20 protein-coding genes are annotated in these 23,215 nt (G+C 64.7%); 5 read left to right on the forward strand and 15 right to left on the reverse strand.

Annotated features, from left to right (window positions below):
• Position 1 precedes the first annotated feature (1 nt).
• Genes Q9Q79_RS10280 through Q9Q79_RS10290 form a run of 3 tightly spaced genes read right to left on the reverse strand, consistent with a single transcriptional unit; the run spans position 2 to position 5,098 of the window.
• Positions 2–2,401 (reverse strand): hybrid sensor histidine kinase/response regulator, encoded by a 2,400-nt coding sequence (locus Q9Q79_RS10280; RefSeq protein ID WP_049397284.1) that lies wholly within the window; start codon positions 2,399–2,401, stop codon positions 2–4.
• On the reverse strand, positions 2,394–2,864 hold the full coding sequence (locus tag Q9Q79_RS10285; protein ID WP_005409633.1) for a response regulator: 471 nt from the start codon (positions 2,862–2,864) through the stop codon (positions 2,394–2,396). The genes Q9Q79_RS10280 and Q9Q79_RS10285 overlap by 8 nt, the downstream gene beginning before the upstream one ends.
• Positions 2,861–5,098 carry an ATP-binding protein gene (locus tag Q9Q79_RS10290; RefSeq protein WP_201862046.1) on the reverse strand — a complete coding sequence of 746 codons (2,238 nt, stop codon included), beginning with the start codon at positions 5,096–5,098 and terminating at the stop codon, positions 2,861–2,863. Before Q9Q79_RS10290 ends, Q9Q79_RS10285 begins: the two co-directional genes overlap by 4 nt.
• Before the next feature lie 250 nt (positions 5,099–5,348).
• Between Q9Q79_RS10290 and Q9Q79_RS10295 the strand changes: the two genes are divergently transcribed.
• The gene (locus Q9Q79_RS10295; RefSeq protein ID WP_033835164.1) at positions 5,349–5,642 is read left to right on the forward strand and encodes a hypothetical protein; all 294 of its coding nucleotides are present in this window, start codon (positions 5,349–5,351) and stop codon (positions 5,640–5,642) included.
• A 10-nt stretch (positions 5,643–5,652) separates the two neighbouring features.
• On the opposite strand, the gene Q9Q79_RS10300 is transcribed toward Q9Q79_RS10295, so the two are convergent.
• Both Q9Q79_RS10300 and Q9Q79_RS10305 read right to left on the reverse strand, forming a co-directional pair.
• Positions 5,653–6,138 (reverse strand): TspO/MBR family protein, encoded by a 486-nt coding sequence (locus Q9Q79_RS10300; protein ID WP_201862070.1) that lies wholly within the window; start codon positions 6,136–6,138, stop codon positions 5,653–5,655.
• 72 nt (positions 6,139–6,210) lie between these two features.
• Positions 6,211–8,406 carry a hypothetical protein gene (locus Q9Q79_RS10305; RefSeq protein ID WP_201862044.1) on the reverse strand — a complete coding sequence of 732 codons (2,196 nt, stop codon included), beginning with the start codon at positions 8,404–8,406 and terminating at the stop codon, positions 6,211–6,213.
• Positions 8,407–8,685: 279 nt separating this feature from the next.
• Between Q9Q79_RS10305 and nudI the strand changes: the two genes are divergently transcribed.
• Positions 8,686–9,015, forward strand: coding sequence for a nucleoside triphosphatase NudI (gene nudI, locus Q9Q79_RS10310; protein WP_236672539.1), 330 nt, complete (start codon positions 8,686–8,688; stop codon positions 9,013–9,015).
• Between the two features lie 980 nt (positions 9,016–9,995).
• Here nudI and Q9Q79_RS10315 read toward each other — a convergent pair.
• Positions 9,996–11,282, reverse strand: coding sequence for a HEPN domain-containing protein (locus Q9Q79_RS10315; protein WP_159054962.1), 1,287 nt, complete (start codon positions 11,280–11,282; stop codon positions 9,996–9,998).
• A 352-nt stretch (positions 11,283–11,634) separates the two neighbouring features.
• Positions 11,635–12,384 (reverse strand): ATP-binding protein, encoded by a 750-nt coding sequence (locus Q9Q79_RS10320; RefSeq protein ID WP_201862043.1) that lies wholly within the window; start codon positions 12,382–12,384, stop codon positions 11,635–11,637.
• 667 nt (positions 12,385–13,051) lie between these two features.
• Between Q9Q79_RS10320 and Q9Q79_RS10325 the strand changes: the two genes are divergently transcribed.
• The 3 genes from Q9Q79_RS10325 (at position 13,052) to Q9Q79_RS10335 (ending at position 15,092) form a co-directional block, all read left to right on the forward strand.
• Positions 13,052–13,807, forward strand: a complete 756-nt coding sequence (locus tag Q9Q79_RS10325) for a tetratricopeptide repeat protein (protein ID WP_201862067.1) — start codon at positions 13,052–13,054, stop codon at positions 13,805–13,807.
• Between the two features lie 457 nt (positions 13,808–14,264).
• Positions 14,265–14,621: a hypothetical protein gene (locus Q9Q79_RS10330; protein WP_053505975.1), complete on the forward strand. Its 357-nt coding sequence runs from the start codon at positions 14,265–14,267 to the stop codon at positions 14,619–14,621.
• Positions 14,622–15,092 carry a hypothetical protein gene (locus Q9Q79_RS10335; RefSeq protein ID WP_201862042.1) on the forward strand — a complete coding sequence of 157 codons (471 nt, stop codon included), beginning with the start codon at positions 14,622–14,624 and terminating at the stop codon, positions 15,090–15,092.
• Positions 15,093–15,183: 91 nt separating this feature from the next.
• On the opposite strand, the gene Q9Q79_RS10340 is transcribed toward Q9Q79_RS10335, so the two are convergent.
• From Q9Q79_RS10340 to Q9Q79_RS10375, 8 genes are all read right to left on the reverse strand, one after another.
• Positions 15,184–15,810, reverse strand: coding sequence for a nucleotidyltransferase family protein (locus tag Q9Q79_RS10340; RefSeq protein ID WP_201862040.1), 627 nt, complete (start codon positions 15,808–15,810; stop codon positions 15,184–15,186).
• Entirely contained in the window at positions 15,786–16,847 is a 1,062-nt protein-coding gene (locus tag Q9Q79_RS10345; protein WP_197613609.1) for an XdhC/CoxI family protein, read from the reverse strand. Before Q9Q79_RS10345 ends, Q9Q79_RS10340 begins: the two co-directional genes overlap by 25 nt.
• A gap of 8 nt (positions 16,848–16,855) precedes the next feature.
• A complete protein-coding gene (paoC, locus tag Q9Q79_RS10350; protein ID WP_201862038.1) occupies positions 16,856–19,060 on the reverse strand; it encodes an aldehyde oxidoreductase molybdenum-binding subunit PaoC in 2,205 nt (734 codons plus the stop codon).
• Positions 19,060–20,010 carry a xanthine dehydrogenase family protein subunit M gene (locus Q9Q79_RS10355; protein WP_021202434.1) on the reverse strand — a complete coding sequence of 317 codons (951 nt, stop codon included), beginning with the start codon at positions 20,008–20,010 and terminating at the stop codon, positions 19,060–19,062. Before Q9Q79_RS10355 ends, paoC begins: the two co-directional genes overlap by 1 nt.
• Positions 20,007–20,654 carry an aldehyde dehydrogenase iron-sulfur subunit PaoA gene (paoA, locus tag Q9Q79_RS10360; protein ID WP_201862066.1) on the reverse strand — a complete coding sequence of 216 codons (648 nt, stop codon included), beginning with the start codon at positions 20,652–20,654 and terminating at the stop codon, positions 20,007–20,009. Before paoA ends, Q9Q79_RS10355 begins: the two co-directional genes overlap by 4 nt.
• A gap of 268 nt (positions 20,655–20,922) precedes the next feature.
• Entirely contained in the window at positions 20,923–21,654 is a 732-nt protein-coding gene (locus tag Q9Q79_RS10365; RefSeq protein ID WP_201862036.1) for a hypothetical protein, read from the reverse strand.
• Between the two features lie 128 nt (positions 21,655–21,782).
• Positions 21,783–22,298, reverse strand: a complete 516-nt coding sequence (locus Q9Q79_RS10370) for an Ohr family peroxiredoxin (protein ID WP_012480266.1) — start codon at positions 22,296–22,298, stop codon at positions 21,783–21,785.
• A 47-nt stretch (positions 22,299–22,345) separates the two neighbouring features.
• Entirely contained in the window at positions 22,346–23,113 is a 768-nt protein-coding gene (locus Q9Q79_RS10375; RefSeq protein ID WP_012480267.1) for an SDR family oxidoreductase, read from the reverse strand.
• Between the last annotated feature and the right edge of the window lie 102 nt (positions 23,114–23,215).

Here is a 23,215-nt window from a genome sequence, read left to right on the forward strand (position 1 = left end):
CTCAGTGCGGCGCGGCCTCCAGCGCAGTGCGTACCGCCAGCGCCAGGTCACTTCGCGTAAACGGCTTCGGCAGCAGGGCAACCGCGCGTCCCTGGCTGCCCGCCTGATCGTGGTCACGTGGATAGCCCGACGTGAACAGGACGGCGACTTCCGGCCAGCGTTCGCGGACTTGACGGACCAGCTCCCAGCCCAACATGCCGGGCATCACCACGTCCGAGAACAGCAGGTCCACCCTGGTGTCGGGGCGCTCCAGCAACCGTAGCGCGGAGGGGCCATCGTGGGCTTCCAGCACGCGGTAGCCGAGCAGCCGCAGCGAATCCACCGTGTAGGCGCGGACATCGTCGTTGTCCTCGGCCACCAGAATGGTTTCCTCGCGCGGCGAGTAGTCGGCCAGGCCGGTCTGCGGGGTGCGTGTTTCGCGGGGCAGGGTCAGCGGCGAGCGCGGAAACATCATGGTAATGCTCGTGCCGCCGCCTTCCACCGAATCGATCAGCACGTGGCCGCCGGACTGCTTGACGAACCCATGCACCATCGACAGTCCCAGCCCGGTGCCGCGGCCGACCTGCTTGGTGGTGAAGAACGGTTCGAACACCCGGGCCAGGGTGGCCGCGTCCATGCCATGGCCGTTGTCGCGCACCCGCAACATCACGTACTGGCCTGGTGCTGCATCCGGGAACAGGGCAGCGTAGTCGTGGTCGAGGTGGCTGTTGTCGACCTCGATCACCAACCGCCCGCCGTGCGGCATCGCATCGCGGGCATTCACCGCCAGGTTCAGTACGGAGGCCTCCAGCTGGCTGATGTCGATCTCCACGCACCAGATGTCCTCGGCGCTGCGGATCTCCAGCTGCACCAGCTCACCCAGTGCACGCTGCAGCATGTCGTGCATGTCCAGCAGGCGCTCGTGGAGGTTGGCGGCCTGGCTGTGCAGCGGCTGGCGTCGGGCAAACGCCAGCAGGCGCTGGGTCAGGCTGGCGGCACGCCCGACACCCTTCAGCGCGTTGTCCAGCGCCCGGCTGACCATCGCCCCGGCTTCCCCCGCGCGCTCATTCAGCAGCATGGCGTGCTCGACGTTGCCGGAGATGACCGTCAGGATGTTGTTGAAATCATGCGCGATGCCGCCGGTGAGCTGGCCGACCGCCTCGATCTTCTGTGATTGGCGCAGTGCATGTTCGGCCTGGAGGCGCGCCGTGGTTTCCACGGCCTCGGAGACCACGGCGGTGACCACGCCTTCGGCATCGAGCAGCGGGCGGAACGAAAAATCGAAGCTGCGCGGCCCGGTCGGGAGTTCCAGCTCCAATGAATGCAGCGAACTCCGGCCCTGCACGGCTGCAGCGACGGCCCGATCGATCAGCGCGCCGATGCCATCGGTTGTGGCGAACCAGAGCGATTCACCGAAGCGTTGGCCAAGCACGTCCTTCTTTTCCGCCAGCACTGCGGCCAGTGACGCGTCATTGGCATCCACCACGCGCCCGGACAGATCCAGCAGCATCTGATGCTGGAAGCTGGATTCGAAGATCGCCTGCAGGCGCCGTTTGCTGGCGCGCAACTCGGCCGTGCGCGCCTGCACCTGCTGCTCGAGCAGCTGGTTGTCCTCGCGCAGGGCCAGCTCGGCCTGTTTCAGCTGCGAGACGTCGCTACCCAGGCAGATGTAGCCGGCCACGCTGCCGTCGGCCGCATGCTCAGGCACGCAGTCCATCTGCACGAATCGTGATTGCCCGCTGCGGTGCACCAGTTCGACCTGGAAGCTGGTGCGCTCGCCCTGCAGTACCCGTTCCAGGCTCGGCAGGGCGTGTTCGAAGGCGGAAATGCCGCTGACCTCGCGCGCTGTCCGGCCCAGCAGCTCGGCCAGGCTGAATCCATGCCAGTCCAGGAACGCCTTGTTGGCGAACCGGTAGCGATGCGCGTTGTCGAGCTGGGCGATCAGCGCGGGTACGGCATCCGTCACCTGCTGCAGCTGCGCCTGGCTCTCATTCAGCGCAGCCTGCGCATGAAGCAGCTGGTTGCGCTCATGGGCTTCCTGGCGGGCGCGGCGAATCGCATCCGGCAGGCGCTGCAGGCGCTGCTTGACTACATAGTCGCGCGCGCCACGGGTCAGCGCCTGCACCGCCAGCTCTTCGGTCAGCGTGCCGGAGACGAAGATGAAAGGGGTCTGCGGAGTCCGCTCGCGTGCCAGTGCGAGGGCCGCATCGCCATCGAATCCGGGCAGCACGTGGTCGGCGAGGATCACGTCGAACGCACGGCTGTCGATGGCCTCGATGAACGCGTTGCGGGTCCACAGGCGCTCGGCCTCGAATTCCAGGCCGGCACGCCGCAGCTGTGCGGTGATCAGCTCCGCATCAAGCGCGCTGTCCTCCAGCATGAGGATGCGCAGGCGCTCGCTGCGGCGCGATCCATCACGCATTGTTGTGCTGCCCCGAGCCATTGGGCCGATGCGGTGGTGGCTGGTTGGTGATGCCCCAGAACATGCCCAGCCCCTGGATGGCGTCGAAGAATTCCTTGAAGTCGACCGGCTTGACCACGAAGGCATTCACGCCCAGTTCGTAACTGCGCACGAGATCCTGTTCTTCGCGCGAGGAGGTCAACATCACCACCGGCGTGCTGCTCAGCTGCGGGTCGCCACGCACCTGTTCCAGCACCTCCAGGCCATTGACCTTGGGCAGCTTCAGGTCCAGCAGCACCACCACCGGGCCGCCGTGCATGGCGCCGGCGAACTTGCCTTCGCAGCGCAGGTAATCCAGCGCTTCGGCGCCGTCACGTACATGGATGACATCGTTCAACAGCTGGCAGCGCGCAAGCGCGGCCATCGTCAGCTCTGCATCCTTGGGGCTGTCCTCTACCAGGAGGATCGGCCGCAGGTCCCTCATGGGTGTTCTCCTGTGAAGCGGGGTAGGGTGAAATGGATCGTGGCGCCCTTGCCGGGCTCGCCCTCGGCCCAGGTACGGCCGCCATGGCGGCCGATGATGCGGCGGACATTGGCCAGGCCGATGCCGGTGCCTTCGAACTCTTCGACGTGGTGCAGGCGCTGGAACACGCCGAACAGCTTGTCCACGTAGCGCATGTCGAAGCCGCAGCCGTTGTCGCGCACGAAGAAGTGGTCTTCGTCGTCGTTTCGCTCGTGACCAACCTCGATCACCGCGTGTTCGCGCTCGCGGGTGAACTTGATCGCGTTGGCCAGCAGGTTCTGCCATACCAGGCGCAGCATTGTGGGATCGGCCTCGACCTCCGGCAGCGGTGCGAGCGTCCACTGCACGTCGCGGCCGGTGTAGTCCAGGGCCAGGCTCCGGCGCACATCTTCGGCCAGCGCGCTCATGTCCAGCCGCACACGCCCAAGCGTGGAGCGCCCCATCTGCGAGAAGCTGAGCAGGTCATCCACCAGTGTTCCGGCGGACTTGGCCGATTCCACGATCGTGTCCAGGAATCGGCGCTCGGTATCGTTCAGGCGCTCGCCCGCCGAGCTGCCCAGCAGCTCGGAATAGCCGACAATGTGACGGAACGGAGCGCGCAGGTCGTGGCTGACCGAATAGGAGAAGGCTTCCAGTTCCTTGTTGCTGCGGAGCAGCTGCTCGTTCAGTTCGGCCATTTCCTCGGCCTTGCGCAACACGATATCGACGATGGCCGTGCGCATCTCGTGTGCCGCGTCGCAGTCAGCGTCGCTCCACGGCAGGCTGCGCTGCTGCACGGTCTCCTTCCAGGCCTCGAACGAGTTGCGCGGGGACAGCGCCACGCCCGGTGCTGCTTCCTTGCGGGGATCGCCGCCCCAGCGCACGGTGCGCACCACTTCCGGGCGGAACCACATCAGGTAACTGTCATGCAGCTGCGAAATGGACACCGCCAGCAGGCCGCTGGCGACGTCGGCCAGGTGCGCGGCAGGCGACCAGTCGGCTGCCAGGTGATCGGTGCAGTAGGTTTCCTGGCCGGCCTGCTGCGTGGCCAGCCAGTTCGCCAGGGCCAGCACGTCGCTGGAAGAAGGGCACTGGCCAACACGCAGGCAATCGCCCTTGTGCACGATCGCCGCGCCGGCCGCGCCTGTCAGCGACAGCAGGCTGGCCTCGTCCTGGCGCAGGGCCGCCATGAAGTCCTCGTCGCCGGCCATGCGACCCAGTAGCTTGACCAGTATGGAACGACGGGCAACGCGCTCTTCGATCGCACGCGCACGCTCCTTCAACGCAATCTGCAGCGACAGGATCTGGCCCATGAACTCGCAGGCAGTGCGCACGTGGTAGGGCAGGCGGCGTGGCTGCACGGTGTGGCAGGACACCAGGCCCCACAAGCGGCCTTCATGCACCAGCGATACCGACATCGACGCGCCGGTACCCATGTTGCGCATGTAGTGCAGGTGCACCGGCGAGACGCTGCGCAGCACCGCCATGCTCAGGTCGGTGGGCGGCGCGTCGCGTTGATCCTCGGCCCGCATCAGCGGGGCCGGGGTGTAGCTGTTGTCCGCGATCAGGCGTACCCGGTTGCGGCGGTAGAGTTCGCGGGCCTGTGCTGGAATGTCCGATTCGGGGAAGCGCAGGTCCAGGTAGGACGGCAACAGGCCGTTGCCATCCTCGGCCACCACGATGCCGTTCCAGCCAGCATCGAACTGGTAGACCAGGGTGCGGTCGAAGCCGGTGAGCCGGCGCATGTGCGCGGCAGCCAGCTGGCAGAGGTCTTCCACGGTGCTGGCCGACTCGATGCCGGCCATCAGCTCGCGGATGGCCGGATACAGCTCTTCCAGCGAGCCGGGCTGGCCCGGAACCGGTGCTTCCAGCTCGACCAGCAGATCGGTGGCGGAACGGTGCACCAGCAGCTGATGCCGGCCGTGGCCGTCCAGATGCACGGCACCGACATGGGCACTGCTGCCGATCACGGCCTGCTGGAACAAGCCCTGGAACGGCGCCAGCACGCCGCCGAACACCTCACTGACGTGCCGCATCAACGGTTCGCCGAACTGCTGCAGCAGCCCGGGCTGGCTGATGGCGCGTTCGCGCACCTGCAGGGACTGCGGTTCAACGACCAGAAGCACACCATAGGGCTGGATCGCGCCGGGGGTGTGGATCGGTTCGCGCGCGCAACTGGACAAGGCAGTGTCGTGCGCGGACTCAGCAGAAGGCATCAAGGGCGGGACTCATCATTCGTGGATGGCTGGAAGGCCCAGTGGTACATCCGGTACCCATCAATGGTGAAGCAAAATCGTACATTCGCCTACCAGTGTATGCGTATGAAGCGTGCTTCTGTCCAAGCTGAATTCTTCATGTAGGGACGAGGTCGAGCACTTGAGGTTTTCGCGAAGAATACATCTACGCTGCACATCAGCTCGACAGATCATTGCCTAGAGTGGATCCACTTCCCTGAGCGACCGCCCCGTGAACCTGCAGCCCGCGCCCCTGTCCCCGTACCGCATGCTGGCTGACAGCTGCCAGTTTGAACTGCTGGATGTGGACGCACTGCAGGACCCGGCCAGTGGCCGGCTGCTGCACCTGTATTCGCTGGTTGCCCGCTGCCTGTCCTGCGAGACGATCTTCAAGGCCGAAGAAGGGCAGGGCCTGGTCAGCCATACTGCGGCGCGGGTGGTGCGATGCCCTACCGGCTGCGGGCAGCAGGCGTTCAAGCCGGCCCTGCTGCGGACCTGGCGCCCGCAGGCCGTTGCCCAGGCGTAAGCGGCGGAGATCACAGCAGCCCGGGATTGGCTCGCCATACCGCGAAGTTGAGCGCCGAGGCGAACGAGATCCAGGCCAGATAGGGAAGCAGCAGCGCCGCCGCAGTCGGACGGATGCGCGCAAACGCGACGATCGCTGCGCAAACCAGCGCAATCAATACAAGAATGTCAACGAAGGCCAGGGCGCCCAGCTTCGAGCCGAAGAACAGCCAACTCCACAGCGCATTGACGGCAAGCTGCACCAGGTAGAGCATCAGCGCCGGTCGTGCCCCGCGCCAGCCGCGTTCGCGCCACACCAGCCACGCGGCAATCGCCATCATGGCGTAGAGCAGGGTCCACACCGGACCAAAGACACTGGCCGGTGGTGCCCACGGGGGAAGATCGAGGGTGGCGTAGAAGCTGGCCGCGGATGTGGACGCCCACGCGCCCAAGGCGGCCGCGACGAAGGTGATCGCCACCCATCCCAGCAGCCCGAAAACCTGCGAACTCCGCTTCATACCGTACAGCTCCATGATGCGCATGATCCGGTATACGCGCAGAGGCCGCGAATGGATGCAGGTCGCGGGCCTTCAGTCTGAAGATCCGGCGGCAGACGATCCCTGGCTTGCTGGCAGCAGCGAAGGCCGTTGATCAAACCACTCGCGCGCCTTGGCCAGATGCCATTGGCGCTGATCGCCGTCCAGCTCGATGCCCGCACCCAGCAGCCCCCACCGGAGATAGAGATCACCGCGTTTGCGCTGTTCCAGCAGATCCAGCCGCGCGCGTACCGACAGCCGATCGTTCTCGGCCTGCAGGCGATCGATGACCAGATGGCCAGGGCGCCAGCGCAGCGTCGCCTGTGCCTGTACCTGTCCGGAATCCAGCAGCGACAAGGTCCAGCGCGGGTAGTCGGTGCGCTCTGCGAACAGCGCCAGCAACGGTCGCGCATCGCTGAGATCCAGGTCCGTGGTGGCATCCACCTGGAACGGAGACTGCGCATCGATACGGCCACGCTTGAAGGCGACGCGGCCTTTCCATGCCGTCGAGCCCTGCGTGTCCGCCACCTGCACGTTGCGCAGCTCGACCGTGGTACCGGACAGATCGAAATGACGCTGGTTGAAGTCACCGCGGCGCAGCGTTGCGTTCACGTCGATATCGCCGCCCATGTCCAACCCTGCCACCTTTGCGCTGGCGTTGCGCCCCAACAGCCGGGCCGTGCCATGGCCGACGCGCCCGTCGGTGTCGAGGGTCGCATCACCGCTCACGGTGCCGGTGCCACGCAGCAGCCGCACCTGCGGTGAGCCGAGGTAGCGGTTGTAGGCGGTCAGATCAGGAATGGTGGCTTCACTGAAGCGCAGTTGCGCGCGAACGCCTTTGCGCAGTTCCTGCAGGCGGCCATCGCCGGTCAGGTCCAGGGCCAGATCCCGGCCGTCGAACAGGCGCACGTCCCTGGCATCGGTTGGCCGCGCAGTGAATCGCGGCAGCCGGACGGCCAGCTGGGCCTGGCTGGGGCTGCCGGCCTTCAACTCGCCATGGGCGCTGGCCGTGCCCGCCAGGCGTACGCCGGCGACTTCGGCCACGGCCTCGGCAGCCGGGATGTCCACGGTGCTGCCTTCGATCAGTTCGCCATTGCGCAGGCGCAGATCGGCTTTCAGCGTGCCGCCGCCGTCCAGTTGCAGCCACGGCTTGCGGACGAACAGGGCAGGGATCCAGTTGAGCGAGGTGAACGTCCATTCGCCGCGCACAGTGCCAGAGCTGCGTTCCAGCAGCTGTGCGGGCTGCTGGAAGGGAATGTGCCGGCCACTGATATGCAGATCGGCATCCACCTCGCTGCCAGAACCGGGCTTTGGCGGCAGGCGCGCCTGCAGGCGCAGGTCCTTGGCCACATTGAGCTGCAGTGCCAGCATGCCGCGATCGGGGGCGCCATCGCCCAGATGGAGCGGCACCTGCCACAGCGCGTGGTCGCCGGGCTGCAGCTGGCTATCGATCAGGTGGAGCGCCAGCTGCAGGCGCCCGGGCACGGGCGCGCTGGAGATCTTCGGCGTTGTGGCATCGGTGTCCATGCGCAGGCCCTGGCTGCGGGCCTCCACCTCGAGCTGGGCATGCAGCAGCTTCAACTTGGCCAGGCCGGGCGCCTGGTCCCGATAATGGCGCGGATAGCTGAAGCGCGCGGTGAGATCCATGTCGCCCAACAGCTGCACGCCGTCATAGCTGGTGTCTGCCTTGCTGAACGAGACTTCGGAATCGAACAGTTCGGATGGGCCGCCACGCAGCTGCTTCAGGAACCCCACAGTACCTTGGCCCTTGCCGATGATCAGCAGCTTGCCGAAGCGTGCGCTGCGGATGCTGTCGCTGTGGATGGCGTCGAAACGCAAGGTCCAGCCCTGGTCGCTGCGCGGCGGTGAAGGGATGGCTTCTTCGACGCGGCTGATCTCGGCGGAAACTCCGGTGGCCTGCAGCCTTGGCACCCGCACCTCGCGCTGGAACAGGGGCAGCACCGCCAATCGGGCGCTGGCGCGGTCTGCATGCAACACGTAGACGGTGTGGTTCACGTGGCCGCGCATGTGCACGTTCCAGGCGATCACGTGGCCGGGCAGCAGGGTGATGGCCGGGCCCGTGGTCATCACGAACTTGTGCGGCTTGCGGTTGGTGACCTGGTCGAACAGTGGCGTGTTGAGGAAGATGTTGCCGGCCAGGAGGTAGGCAACATACAAGCCCAGCAGGATGTAGATGGCAATGCGCCGTCGCCGGGGCAGGTGATGTACGGGCGCAGGAGGAGGGGACATGAACCACTCGAACAACGAGGACCCCCGCACTATTGCGAAGTGACCGGCGGCAGCATGTGAAGCCGGCGCGCCGCTCAGATTCGTTGTGGCCTGCCACACTAAATCAATTGCAACCCATCGGGATGCCGCCGGGTTTCATACAATCCTTCCAGCACCTGTCCAGCATCAAGGAAGACCCTGTGAGACAACGTGTCATCGTATGCCCGCTGATCCAGAACCAGGGCGCCTATCTGCTGTGCCGCATGCCGTTACCGTGGTGCATTCCCGGGCCAATGGGCACTGTCCGGCGGTGGGCTGGAGCCCGACGAACGCATCGAGGAAGGCCTGCGCCGGGAGATCCGCGAAGAGCTGGGGCACGCGCTGCAGATCGGTGCCGTTCAACCATGGACCTTCCGCGACGACATCCGCACCAAGCTCTATCCGGACGGTTCCAGCGAGCAGATTCACATGATCTACCTGATCTTCGACTGCGAGGCACGGAACCGTGACGTTACGATCAACGAAGAGTTTGATGCCCATGCCTGGGTGGAACCGAAGGATCTGGGTGCGTACGACCTCAATGCGGCAACCCGGATCACGCTTCTGGCGAAGGGGCTGCTTTCGAGCTAGTGCAGAAAGGGGCGCCAGGTTGAGATGGAGGGCCTGCGGCAGCGGACTGCCATAGACCATTAACGTGACGCGTCACGCCGGACGGAAATCACGTTCCCGTCATGGCAAGTGACCGGCCGATGCAATTGGAGGCGGGAGAACGATGAAGGTCCTGCTTTGGGCGCCTACAGATTTGTCTGCCTTGCTGTCATTGAGAGCGTTGGCTTTCGTTGCCTATCAAGGACTGAATGGAGCCGCCTTTGAAGAGGAAGAGATCATTTCGGACGATGGAGGAAGCCGTAGCTGCCAGGCCGCGAGGGGCAGGCTGGGGAGGCTGGCTTCTTGGCTTGGCATAGCAAGGCCGGTGATTGAGGCGAGCGGTACGCGAGCGTCCTCGGAGAGGCTTTGAACATAATATACATTATGCGAAATTATGAATTACCCGAATGTGGGCCTTTATGGGCTCCGCTTGGCACTTGCCTCCCTCCTGGCTCCCCCGACAAGGATGAGCTTGCAGCATGATCGAGATCGATCCGCATCACCGAACTGACCTAACCGACCCTTGGCCGGTCTCGTCTTCCAAGCTGGGCACATGTTCACCCCTTAAGGTCACCAGCTGGAGCCCTGCGATATGGCCTGGTGGTCTCTGACCTGCAACATTGCGCGGGAATGGCGGCTGATGATGGCCGAGGCTCGCACAGGCTTGGCGGCACGATCGGCTCCGGCCTCTACGGGATCCGCCTCGGCGAAATCCGGCGTGATCTACCTTGCCGAAGTCCTCAGAATTCGCCGAGAACGGCGATTGGGCGTCGGTGATCTAAACCTCCATGTGGTCTACATGATCCGTGGGCCGAGGCCTCGCCAGCGCGCGTGAAGCGCTTCCGTAGGGGCTGGGCCGGATCGATACCTAACGCCAGTCTTAGTGTCGCATTTGCTCAGTTGTTGAGTCTGTCAAGACGCGCTGTATGCCAGCACCAGAATGCCTGCTGAGATCCACATCTTCATTCCTTCTTGCCGCCCCGCTCCATGAGTCGCTGCTCCTTATCAATTACAAGTTTCACCAATTCCTGAAGGTAGCGGAAAAGACCACTCTCGTCTGAGTTCAGGCGACTCTTTCCGCGATGAACAATCTTTGACCGGATACGATATATGTCGCGAAAAGCACTAACTATGTTTGATCGTCCCTCTGGCGAGGTCGCGATAAGGTAGGCACATCGATTGGCGATAAGGGTGCCCAAGCTGACATTTGCATCAGCATCCTCATCTCCGAGCAGAATTTCCAAGGCCACCGTCGCCTGCACGTAGCTGAGCAGCTTGTCACGGCCGCAGTAGCTGTCGAAAAGCCAGCGCGCAGAAAGCTTGATGTTCTTGCTCTCCTTTGATCGAAGAATCAGGCTGACGCGATCCAATTTTTCAAGGACGGCGCTGGACTCTCGACCAAGATCCCATGCTAGGCCGAGGCATTGGATGCCCTTCTGTTGATGATCTTCCAGAGCGAAGAAGCCTGATCCTGGTACATCTTCGCGAGACTGTCGATACACGATCAACTGAGTAGATTGGGGCGCCTCACCAAGGGTGCCCCCGGCACCGGCCGAGAAGAGCCCAAGGGCAATGCCTAGGCCAAGAAAAGCGAACATGTCATCGCGTGCGGAAAGAATGGGCTCAGTCGCGGATATCCTGAAATAGCCTTCGACCTTAACGACAAGGTATGCGGCGTCTTTATCCCAGAGCGATGTTTGACGTGTCCCGGAGAACGCGCCTAACAGTGTTGAGCTTGTCAGCGCTGAGAGGGAAAGTTGGTTGGTTGGTTTGGGGTACGGATCTTCGAGATCCGCCCCAAGGACCAGTCGATGGCGATCGGAAAGCGCGAGCCCCCCGCGATGGGCCACTAAGATTTGGTAAAGGCCATCGGGCAGGCGAAGGCAAACCTCATAGCTCCAAGGCAGTGAGCAAAACTGCCTAACAAGCTCCGTTGCTACTTGCCTCGTGTCTTCGGTTCCCTCAAAGGCAGAAAGCGGCATCTCACGTGCATTGACGTCAAAGGTGGTCCCTCTGAAAAGCCGTTGGATTTCGCCAGAAATGAATGTGGAAAATGGCTGGTCGCCGATGTATAGGCGCAACTCTTCCGCCAAAGCACCTTTGCTTGGCAGGCTTCGGTCAATGCTGCCGAGGCCTGGCATTGATGAAGTCATGACGGCGACGTTACCAAAGACCGTTGCTTGGTCCAGCTCCGTAGTCAAGCGATCAACAAGTCGCGCCGTTAGGCGCGGATCAATGGCAATTGGCATGATCCCCCGCACGGTCCCCCCAAGGTCGCCGGATTTTACCCCTCTCGCTAGGACTTCCGCCATCTACTGGCGTTAGAGCGAGAAACTTGGCGGGCAATGTTTGGATTCTGGGAACGTCCCATCGGGCGATCACCGACATGCACCAGCGCGCTTCCGTTCGCGTTAGACGTGCCCTGCTCGCCACTGACGCGGACGCCGGCGCCGGCGCCGGTCTCACTCTCCCTGCGGTCGGAAGGACCGCGCCCGTGCTGGCGTCGTCTAGGCGATAGAGATGCGAATCGACGTCTTGGCACTAGCCTAGCCATCGCACCAGTGCTTAGCTAAGCTCCTATTTATCTTTGTTGACCGCGCCTCATAGACCCAGCAATCGCCAAATCGCCTGCTTCTTCGCTTGGTATGCGTCTTCGATGAACTCTTTGTAGTCGTCCGACTCTGTATCGTCGAAGCGGCTTAGCTCATCGCGATTGAGTTGCCTCACCCAGCTATCGTTCGTTTCCCGATGCTCATCCAGGACGCGCAGCTGAGCCAAGTGCTTGTCGAGGTCTAGGCTAGGCTGGCTGGAATAACCCGACTCTATGCGTCGGTTGAGCACAGTCTGCAGCTGAAAGTGGCCGGCTTCTGTGGACGTCGTGCCATTGCGCACGTATACCGCGCTAGTCCGTAGGCCCTCCCCGTCCCTCAAGGCTAGGAACGGCAGGAGTTTGGGCTCTTCTTCCACCAGCAGCACTTGGAACGACTTACCCACCAAGGTTTCGTACTCTGCCGCGCCGAAGGAAAAATCAAGAATCTCATACTCAAGCGACTTGGGTAGATAGCTGCTGAGCGGCGGGATCAGCTGCGCCTTGTCCTTGAGGATCGGCAAGCCGCTCGGGATCAGATTGCCGTCGGCTTGTTGCGATACGCCCACGACGAGCGCACCACCGCCAGAATTCGCCAAGGCTAAAATGTGGCGGGCGAGCTTTGGCAGCGCAGGCCAATCAGCCTTGAAGTCCAGATAATCAGTTTCGCCGATGTTGCGACGAAGCAGGTCACGCAGCGCCTCACGGGTTGGCGCTGTAAAGAACCGGGCAAAGGTTTCGTGTTGTTCTTTTAGAATTGTCATCTAGGGTTAATTCCAGGTGCGAACCGAGTATCCGGCCTGGTCAAGGTGATCTGAAGACTCATCTTGCCCCACTCGAGAGAGTGATTTCGCTAGTGAGACTAGGGCTTTCGCCTCTCAGCCACTGCGTCAGGGCTGTGCCCGTCCCCCTGCCGTTGACGAGACTTGAATATCGATCGAATCTTCAGTGGGTGACCACAGCGGAGACCGTCACCGATTGCCTTCGCTTGAATCTATTGTTGGTCCGTACTCGGATTCACAGGGTCGATTTGACCCTTACGAATAAGGCTATTGAGCAGCAATATTGCTACTTGCCGCTCGCTAAGCCCTCCGATTTGAGTGGATTCTTGGCCGCGTTCTCCGTAAACAGTGATGAGGCCTTGATCTACAAAATACTCAGCCACATAGGTCTCTTCTGAGCGCTCAATCTTGATCGTTCCCACAAATCACCATGATCTACTTGATTTTTCTGACCCCAATGGGCGGAAGTTAGGGACGCCCCATGCATCACCTTTCATCAGTGCAGTCCCGCCACATAGTGGCATGCAGCGCTCCGTCCTGCAGAACTCACCCTATTAACGTGACGCGTCACACCCTATCGCCCCACCCCATTGGCGCCCCACCCCACCCCCACTATAGTTCCACCCCTCACAAGGACGAGACGGCACACATGCCCTATATCGGAATCGGACTCCATGTACTGGCGGCCATCTACTTCGCGGTGCACGCCATCCGCTCTGGCCAGAGCCTTTACTGGCTCATCCTGCTCTTTTCATTCCCGCTGCTCGGCAGTGTCGTCTACTTCCTGGCGATCTACTTCCCGGAAGCCCGTACTTCGCGGGGCGCCCGTCAGGCCATCCGCTCCGCCAAGCAGTTGATGGACCCAGACGAGGACCTGCGCAACGCCCGTGCCGAACTGGCGCGCACGCCCACCGTGCAGAACCGGGTTCGCCTGGGCATGACGCTGCTGGATGCCGGCCAGGCCGAGGAAGCCAGGGCCCTGCTCGAGCAGGCAGCCAGCTCGCCGCTGGGCGACGATCCCTACATCCTGACCGGCCTCGCCCGTGCCCGCCTCGAGTCCGGGCACGCTGCGCTTGCGGTGGAGACGCTGGACGGCCTGTTCGCCCGCCATCCGGACGTGCGCCGCAAGCCGGAACAGACCCTGCTTTACGCGCAGGCATTGGCTGCCGCCCAAGCGCCCGGAGCCCGCGCTGCATTCGAGCGCGCCGTCGAATGCGGAAACGATGCGGCCGCCCGCTGCCTGTACGCCGAATGGCTGATGGCGCAGCCGCAACCCGGCGATCGCGAGCAAGCCCGCAGCCTGTTCGCCAGCATCATCGACGATGCCCAGCATTGGTCGCGCCACGCACGGAGCCACAATGCCACATGGCTGGAGCGGACTAAGGCCGCGTTGAAGGGCTACTGACGCCCGACGGCCCTTGGCAAACATGTCGCATCCGCCTCGCTCACAGCCTCGCCGGGCGGATGCCGACAGTCGGCAGACTTGCACCACCGACATCGCCGATAGCATTGCAGCGCAAGGCTCCAGCTTGGTTGCGTCGTATGCAACGATTCTGAAAATGTTGAAAGTAGTGACGTCATCAGCCCTACTGCATTGGCATCACGCATAGGTCCGCGTATTCCTTGCCCTGCCACCGTGCATCGGTGGTCGGGATTCGAAACCCCGGTTGTGTGGATGTTGCTCGCACTTGCCAGCCGGCACTGCTTCGCGCGGTGCCGGCTGGCAATCCGTCAGTCGGCTATGGCGGGCGGTGCGTGGAGGCCTTGCGCCTGCCCGGTCATCCACACACGGGGTTTCGAACCACGCATCGTCCGCCACCTTTATCGGTGGCGGCTTCTGCATGCACGCAAGGAGCTCCGCCATGACCCAGCCCCACTCCCCTGCCCCGCACCCCATCCACGACGCGCCTGCCAATAGCCCTGCGCTGGACCCGAACACCCTCATCGCCCTGCTGCACAGCATCGGCTCCGGCGCCGCCTCCGATGGTCAGCCGTGGCCAGAGCGCCATCAGATGCCAGGCCGACGCATCGCCCTGGCGGACACCGACTGCTCGCTGGCGGGTCTTCGGGTGGTGCTGGAGATCCTGCTGGCCGCACAGCGTGCCCGCGAGAACGGCGAGCTGGAGCAGTACGTTGGCCCGCGCGTGATGGAGGGGCTGATCATGGCCGGAATCGGCCTTGCCGCACACGCCAGTACCCGACTGCATCCGGAGGGCTGAGTGGCCTGGTGGCGCTGGGCGGCCACCGCGCTCTGTCTTGCGGTGGTGGTTGCGGCACAGACGCAGTGGCCGGCACCGCCGGTGCCCGAGCAGCTCGCTTTCCACAGCATCACCGACAATCGCTTTTCACAGCTGCGCCGCCAAGCGGTGCAGTTCGTGGAGGCTCGGCCTCGGCAGGGCTTCCAGTTCGTTGAACGGCAACGGGATGTCGCTTTCCAGATTCGCTGCAACGGCGTTCCGGTGCTCTTGCTGGAGAGGCGCTCCCACCATCTGCTGTTGCAGGTCTCATTGGACGCGAAGCAGCGGGCGCCCGCCGTTGTGCAGTTGCGGGCGCTCCTCCAATGGCAGTTGGAGCCGTTGGACTACCTGGAGCAGGTACTGGCTGGCGTGCCGGAGCCTGTTCTGTTCGATCGGGTGCTGCAGATTCTTGCTGGTGATGCGCCTGATGGGGCGCGATGTGGCGTGCCGTAGCCGAGCATGGCCCGACTCTACAGGGCTGGGGGCAGCGAGGGTTCGGGCTCCAGCCCTGCCGCTCGTCACCTGCGCTCAGTGATCATGCGAGTCACCTCCCGGCATCGATCCAGCCCGCATCGCGCGCACGCGCAAGATCTTCTGGGGTATCGATATCCAGGCCCAGCTCCGGCGCTTGAAAGGCATGCACGGCATTGCTGGGAAGCTGCCTCAAGCGCGTTCCGAAGCCGCGGTCACCGGCTGCACCGACGTGGGCAAACCATGCACGCGGCACTACTGCAGGAATGCCAAGCGCGTCTCCATGACGGGTGCCAGCGCACCCTGACGCCGAGGCGCGGGCACCCGAAAGCAGCGCCTGCAGATGGGAGCGCTCGATTGCGGGCTGGTCGCATGCCACGACCATCACCGCAGTCACCGTGGGCAGCAGGTGCGCGCCGGCAACCTGCAGGCTGCTCGCCAGGCCGCGTTCCCAGTGGTGGTTGGTTACCGGGGTGGCCTCCAGCCCGGCAATGCTGGATGTCACGGCCTGTGCCTTCGCGCCCACTACGACTAGGACCTGCGCTGGCGCGAGCTCCCGCGCCAACCGCGCCACGCGATGTACCAGGGTTTCGCCCTGCCGGGTCAGAAGCTGCTTGGGCTGGCCAAGTCGGGTGCTCCCGCCGGCAGCCAGCACGACGACCGCATGCGCGTCAGTCACCTGCCGTGCGCGCTTCGCCATTGCTGCAGCTGCGCGGCGATGCTGAGCGAAATTGCCTCGGGCCCTCGGCCGCCGATGTCCAGGCCGACCGGTGATCGAAGTCTCGGGGAAAGGCAGTGGCGCTGATCCGGTGTCAGCAGCTTGAACAGGTCCTCGCGCCTTCGACGCGGACCCAGCAGTCCAATGAACGCGACTTTGGTATCAGCCAGGGCCACCAGCGCCTCCCGGTCCAGTTCGAAGTCGTGATGCATCACCAGTGCCGCGTCGCACGGTTCGCCATGAAGGGCCTCGGCCGGGCTGGCCTGAAGATGCGCATCCGCGCACTGCCCGGCAGAGGCCCAGCGCGCTCGCCGTTCGGCCACGCTGACCCGCCACCCCAGGCCCCGCAGCAACGGAACCAGGAAGGGCGTTTCGGGACCGCCCCCCAACACCAGGACCCGCGGAAGCCGGAGCAACGGCAAATGCCATGCGCCCTCGCCAAAGGACTGCGCCCCGTCCATCGGATGCAGCTGCCATGCCTGCTCGAGATGGCCGGCGCGGAAAACGACCTGCCCCGACGTGCGAAGGTCGCGCTGGAGTGACACACCCTCGCGCAACCAGGCCTCGATGACGTCGTCGATGCCGGACATGGCACGCAACGGCAGAAGCGCAATTCGCAGCCGGCCGCGGCACCCGAGCGCGGACCCACTCAACAGGTCGTCGTCACTGCGGGTGTCGATCTCGATCCAGTCGACCCGCCCTGCCGCGCTCACCTGCTCCGCGCGTCGCGCGAGCTCGGGCTCCAGGCATCCGCCGCTGAGCCAGCCGACTTGGCCGCCGTTGCAGAACAGCACCATGTCGCCGGCACCGGCGTACGTGGAGCCATCGGTTTCCAGCACCAGCGCGAGCACGGCGTACTCACCTGCGCGCACGCGCGTCAAGGCCGTCTCGAGGACGCCGCGCGGGCTGCCTTCGGCGAGGAAGCCCGGCGCTGCAGACATGTCCTCGGCAAGATCGCCGGGCTCCCCTCCGCCTGCCGCTGAAGCTTCCAGCGCGGGTGAGGCTACGGGTCGGTCCATGCGCAACGTCAGCCTACGTCGGGCAAGCCGGGCAGCAGCTTGTCCAGGGTAATGGGATAGTTGCGCACGCGCACGCCGGTTGCGTTGTAGACCGCATTGGCGATCGCGGCGCCGACCCCGCAGATGCCCAGTTCACCCACACCCTTGGCCTTCATCGGCGAGATCACCGGATCCAGCGTGTCGAGGAAGACCACTTCCTGGTACGGGATGTCGGCATGCACGGGAACCTCGTAGCCGGCCAGGTCGTGGTTGATGAACAAGCCAAGCCGTTTGTCGACCACCAGCTCCTCCATGAGGGTCGCGCCCGCACCCATCACCATTCCGCCGATGACCTGGCTGCGTGCGGAGAGCGGATTGAGGATCCGGCCGCCATCGCATACGGCAAGCATGCGGCGGATGCGCGTCTCTCCCGTGTAGGCATGCACGGCAACCTCGCAGAAATGCCCTGCATAGGTGCCGACGTCGTAGCCTTGCTTGAAGTCGCCGAAGGCAATGCCGTCCTCCGCCGACAGTGTGCCCGCCTCCGCCAGCTTGATCGTCCGCCCGCCCGCCTGGATGCGGCCATTGGCGAAGTCTGCGGTGTCGCCGTCGAAGCCCAGTTTCTCGCCCACCTTGCGGCGCAGGCTGACGCACGCCGCGTACACGCCTGCGGTGGAGCTTGCCGCGCCCCACTGGCCGCCGGAACCGGCGGAGGCGGGATGACGGGAGTCGCCGAGGGTCACCTGGACCCGGTCCAGCGGCACGCCCATGGTCTCGGCTGCCGTCTGCGCGATGATCGTGTAGGAGCCGGTGCCGATGTCGGTCATGTCGGTCTCGACAATCACCCCGCCCTGGCCGTCAAGCCGGACCCGCGCCGCCGACTTCATCGTCGGTGCGCCGCGATAGCCCGCGGACACGCCCATGCCGACCAGCCAGTCCCCTTCCCTGACCTGCGCCGGCCTGGGGTTGCGCTTGTTCCAGTTGAAGCGCTCCGCGCCTTCGCGCAGGCAGCGCACCAGGTTGCGGTCGGAGAACTTCTTGGACGGATCGCCGGGTACCACCTCGGGCTCGTTGAGGATGCGGAACGCGATCGGGTCGAGGCCCAGCTTCTCGGCCATTTCATCCATCGCCACCTCCAGCGCCATGTGGCCCGGTGCTTCGCCCGGTGCGCGCATCGCATTGCCTTCGGGCATGTCGAGCGTGGCGATGTAGTTGGCCACCAGGCGGTTGGCGCCCGCATAGAGCTTGGGCGTCTGCAGGGTGCCGTTTTCGCCGTCCTCGCCGTTGATGTTGCCCGACCAGTTCTCATGGGCGATGGCGGAGATCCGGCCATCCTTTCCGCAGCCGATCCGCACGCGCTGGAGGGTGGCGTGCCGGTGCGTGGTGTTGTTGGGCATCAACGGGCGCTGCAGCGCGATCTTCACCGGTCGCCCGACCTGCTTGGCCGCCAACGCGGCCAGCACCGCGTCGGCACGGATGAACAGCTTGCCGCCGAAGCCGCCGCCGATATAGGGCGAGTCCACACGCACCTTGGCAGGATCGATGCCGAGGATCGCCGCCATGCCCTGCTTGGCCCAGTCGATCATCTGGTTCGCCGTCCACAACGTGAGCGTGTCACCCTCCCAGGCGGCGATGGTGGCGTGCGGCTCCATCATCGAATGACTTTCGTCGGAGGTGTGGTAAGTCTCGTCGAGCTTGACCGCCGCGCTCGCGTAAGCGGTGTCGAAATCGCCGAGCGTCTGCCGGTCGGGCTTGCCGCCGCGCCCCTTTGCCAGCGGCGCGGACGGTGCCAGGGCCGGGAAATCGAAGCGGCCCTTGCCGCGCTCGTAGCGGGTGCGGATCAGCGCCGCGGCGGCGCGGGCCTGCTCGAAGGTCTCTGCCACCACGCAGGCGATGGCCTGGTGGTAGTGGGCCACCTCGGCTCCGCCGAACAACGGTGCATTGTTCCAGTTCGATGTGCCGACCGGCTTGGTTTCCGGTGCGGTGATGACCGCCAGTACGCCAGGCGCGGCACGTGCGCGGGAGGCATCCATCGAAATGATGCGCCCCTTGCCGATGCCCGCACCGACGATGTAGCCGTAGGCCTGGTTCGGCGCCACGTCATGGCGCTCGTAGGCATAGGGGGCGGTACCGGTGGTCTTGCGTGGACCGTCGATGCGCGGCGTCGACTTGCCGACGACCTTGGCCTTGTCGAACAGGTTGTCGCCGGCGGGGGCGTTGAATTCAAGGGGCATCAGCGCTCTCCTTCCACCAACACCGCTGCGAGGGTGCGCTCGGCGAGCGCGATCTTGAACGCGTTCTCCGGCGTCGGACGGGCACCGGCGAACACCTGCCGGGTCGCGGCCTTCACGCCGTCGCGCAGCAGGGGTTCGGCTGCCTCGACGCGCCACGGCTTCGGCGCGACCCCACCGAAGGCGAACCGCGCCGAGCCGTCACGCTGCACGACCGCGGCGACCGACACCAGTGCGAACGCATAGGAGGCGCGGTCCCGTACCTTGTGGTACACGTGCCGACCGCCCAGGGGTTCCGGCAGCGTGACGTGGGTGATCAGCTCACCGCGCTGCAGCACGTTGTCCTGCTGCGGCCTGTCGCCGGGGGAACGATGGAAATCGGCAATCGGGATGCTGCGCGTACTGCCGTCGCCCCTGACGGTCTGGATCGAGGCGTCCAGCACCCGCAGGGCCACCGCCATGTCGCCCGGATAGGTCGCGATGCAGCTGTCCGAGGTGCCGATCACGCCCATCTGCCGGGAGAACCCCTCGAGTGCGCCGCAGCCGGATCCGGGCAGGCGCTTGTTGCAGGGCAGATTGGGGTCGTAGAAATACGGGCAGCGCGTGCGCTGCAGCAGGTTGCCGCCGGTGGTGGCTTTGTTGCGCAACTGCCCGGAGGCACCTGCCACGATCGCGCGGGTCAGCACCGCGTAGTCGCGGCGCACGCGCTCATGCGAGGCCAGTGCGGTATTGGTGACCAGCGTGCCGATGCGCAGGCCGCCCTCGTCGGTGGGTTCGATCCTGTCCAGGCCGATGTCCTGCACATCGACCAGGTGCGCTGGCGTCTCGACCTCCAGCTTCATCAGGTCGAGCAGGTTGGTCCCTCCGGCCAGGAACTTCGCGCCCTCGGTACCGGCGACGGCCCTGGCGGCCTCGGCCGGGGATTTGGCGCGTTCGTAACTGAAGGCCCTCATGAGCGCCTCCCTGCGGAGGTTACGCCAGCGACCTCTGCCATCGCCTCGGCAATATTGGAATACGCGCCGCAGCGGCAGAGGTTGCCGCTCATGCGTTCGCGCATTTCCATGTTGGTGGCCCGGGGCCGTGCGCTGACATCCGCCTGCACATGGCTGGGGACACCCCGCTTGATTTCGTCCAGGACCGCCACCGCCGAACAGATCTGCCCCGGCGTGCAATACCCGCACTGGTAGCCATCATGCTTGATGAAGGCGGCCTGCATCGGATGCAGGTCATCGGGGGTTCCGAGGCCTTCGATGGTGGTGATGGCGTCGCCCTGGTGCTGCACCGCCAGGCTGAGGCAGGCATTGAGGCGCTCACCGTTGACCAGCACGGTACAGGCACCGCATTGACCGTGGTCGCAGCCTTTTTTCGTTCCGGTCAGCTTCAGATGTTCGCGCAGGGCATCGAGCAGCGTGGTCCGGGTGTCCAGTTCAAGTTCCCGCCGCTTGCCGTTGACGGTCAATGCCACCGTGCTGATGACCGGCGGCCTGGGCGGCGGGGGCGCCGCCAGTTCGGCGGCGAGCGATGACGCCCCCGGTGCGGCGGACATCGCCACGGTCGTGACGCCGCCGGCGATCACCTGGCGACGCGTCAACTTCATTCCTTCATCACAACTTGGCACAGTGACCTCCTGGCGTTCGGGGAAACCCCGTGGCTGGATGGACGCGCTCACACTACCGAAGGGCTACTATGCCCCTCTGCGGGGTACAGACCTGTGAAGTCGGCGAAATGTGCGAACATGATGCAGCAAGCCCGAAGAAATCGGCTGCATCCAGCCACAGCGCGGCACTCTTGAGCCATGCGTATGCCTCACTGGATGACTCACAGTCCTGTTTGTCCCTCAGCATGAGGAACATGATGGCCCGACGCTACAAAGGCGTTCGCTGGGAGGGCTCGGGTTCGTGGATGGAGCCCTCCAACAAGGCAACGTAGGTATCAAGCCTGGTGCGAAGGCCGATCAGCATCCAGCCCAGCAGGTACAGCAGCACCATGGCGAAGATCAGTAGTGCACCCAGCGGGCCAACATCGAAAGCGCCCGCCCAGTCGCCCCATTTCCATCCGCGGAACTGCAGGTAGAGGGCAATCAACAGCGGGAATGGTCCCAGCCGCTGCAGGCCGCCATACATCATGCCCATGCGCTCAATCATGTTTGTGCGCAAGGTGCTGACGAACTTGAGTCGCCGCTCGCGCTGGACGCGCGGGAATCCGCGAAGCTCGGTCACCACCGCTTGCCAGTGAGCGAAGTCTTCATCCATCTCCCGGGCGTGCGAGAGCCGCGGCTGGCTGAACTGGCGAATGCCCCTGCGGGCGGCCAGTACGCCACCGACAATGAACCCTCCGATTTCGATTGCCAGGCAGGCAACAACCACCTGGAGCACTACACCAAGAGGCAGCCATCGATCCGGAAGCTGCCCCATGAGAATGCCGATGATCGCCGCACCCACGCCGATGCGAAACGCCCACGTCTCCACCCTGCCCGCCTTGGGGTAGATGCTGTGCTCAACCAGTCCCTGCACCCGCTGGTAGAGCCAGTGGAATGTCAGTTCCTGCGAATCGGTCTTTGCCGGCGGATCGAATCCGCCCCCTGCCTGCATGTCCATTGCATCCCCTGCCCCACCGGTCAGGTTGCCGGCGTCACCATCGTAGCCGAGCTGGGTCGTGGCGGAATACGGCCTAGCCGTGTAATCGTCAGGGCCAGGACCTTCCCGGAGTCGAGCATGGCTCGATTCTACAGAGGCGGAGCCTGCGGGCCGACCCGAACATGCACCACATGGCTGACGCCGCGATGGAACATCTTGGCGTATGGGCAGACGCGTTCGGTGTTGCGAACGAGTTCGCAGGCCAGGTTCTCATCCATGCCGGGAAGATGTACCACGATCTCGGCCGACAGCAGGTACAGCCCATCTGCCGGATCACGGGCGAAGGTGACCGCCACTTCGATGCTGGGGTTGTGCAGCAGCAGGCCGGCACGCGCGGCCACCAGCACCATGGCACCGTGGAAGCAGCCAGCGTAGCTTGCGGCCAGCAGCTGCTCGGGATTGGCGCCGCCGCCAGGCCCGCCGAGTTCCGGCGGCAGGCGCAGGTCCACCGCCAGTGCACCGTCGTCCGACCGCACGACGCCGGACGCCCGCCCGTGCTGGGCCTGGCCACCGCTCACCCGCACGCGGCCGGTATACAGCGGCTTCACGTCGTCGCCCTGGTAACGGTCCAGCATGGCGGGCGAAGGAGGCTTCAGCTCGGTCATTGCGCGGCTCCATCAAGCGCAGCTGCGGCAGGCGATCGATTCGCCGCTCAGGCAGGCTGCCGCTGCAACAGGCCGGACTGCTGCAGCCAGGCGTCGAAATCGACCTGCCCCAGCCACGCGTGTCCGACCGGCACCAGCGTGTCGATCTGCAGCGGCGCGCCGAAGTACAGCGCCTGGGCATCCGCAACGACCTGCCGGGAATCACCCGTCAGTTGCAGATACTGCCTGGCCAGATCCGCCATCGCGCTACGCTGCGGCCCGGCGATTTCCAGCACGCCATTGGCCGGCGGCTGCTGCGCGATGCGTGCCACCGCTTCGGCAACATCCTCGGCGGCAATCGGCTGCACGTCGGCGGCCGGCAGCCGCAGGGTCTCCCCATCGCCGGCGGACTGGATGATGCCCGGCAGGAACTCGAAGAACTGCGTGGAATGGATGATGGTGTACGGCAGGCCCGAGTCGCGGATCAGGCGCTCCTGGGCGATCTTGCCGCGGAAATAGCCACTGGCTGCCAGCATGTCGGTGCCTACGACGGAAAGCGCAACGTGGTGATGTACGCCGGCACGGATAGCGGCCGCAAGTATGTTGTGGCCAGCGGTCACGAAGAACGAAAGCACTGCCGCATCTTCGAACGAGGGCGAGTTGGCCAGGTCCACCACCACGTCGACGCCGTCCATGGCGGCATCCAGACCTTCACCGGTCAGCACATCCACCCCGGTCGAGGGTGCTGCCACCACGATCTCATGCCCGGCTACGCGCAGGCGTTCCACCACCTTGCTGCCGATGCGGCCGGTACCACCGATGACGAGGAACTTCATTGCATGTCTCCTGGAATGTAGAAGGGCTACCGGATGTGGCCGGGCGCAGGCATCGTAGGTAGCGCGGGCGCGAGGCAGTAGGTCCATGGCGGGCCGCGCACT

The organism is Stenotrophomonas sp. a6, from assembly GCF_030913325.1.
In the GTDB taxonomy this organism is placed as follows: domain Bacteria; phylum Pseudomonadota; class Gammaproteobacteria; order Xanthomonadales; family Xanthomonadaceae; genus Stenotrophomonas; species Stenotrophomonas maltophilia.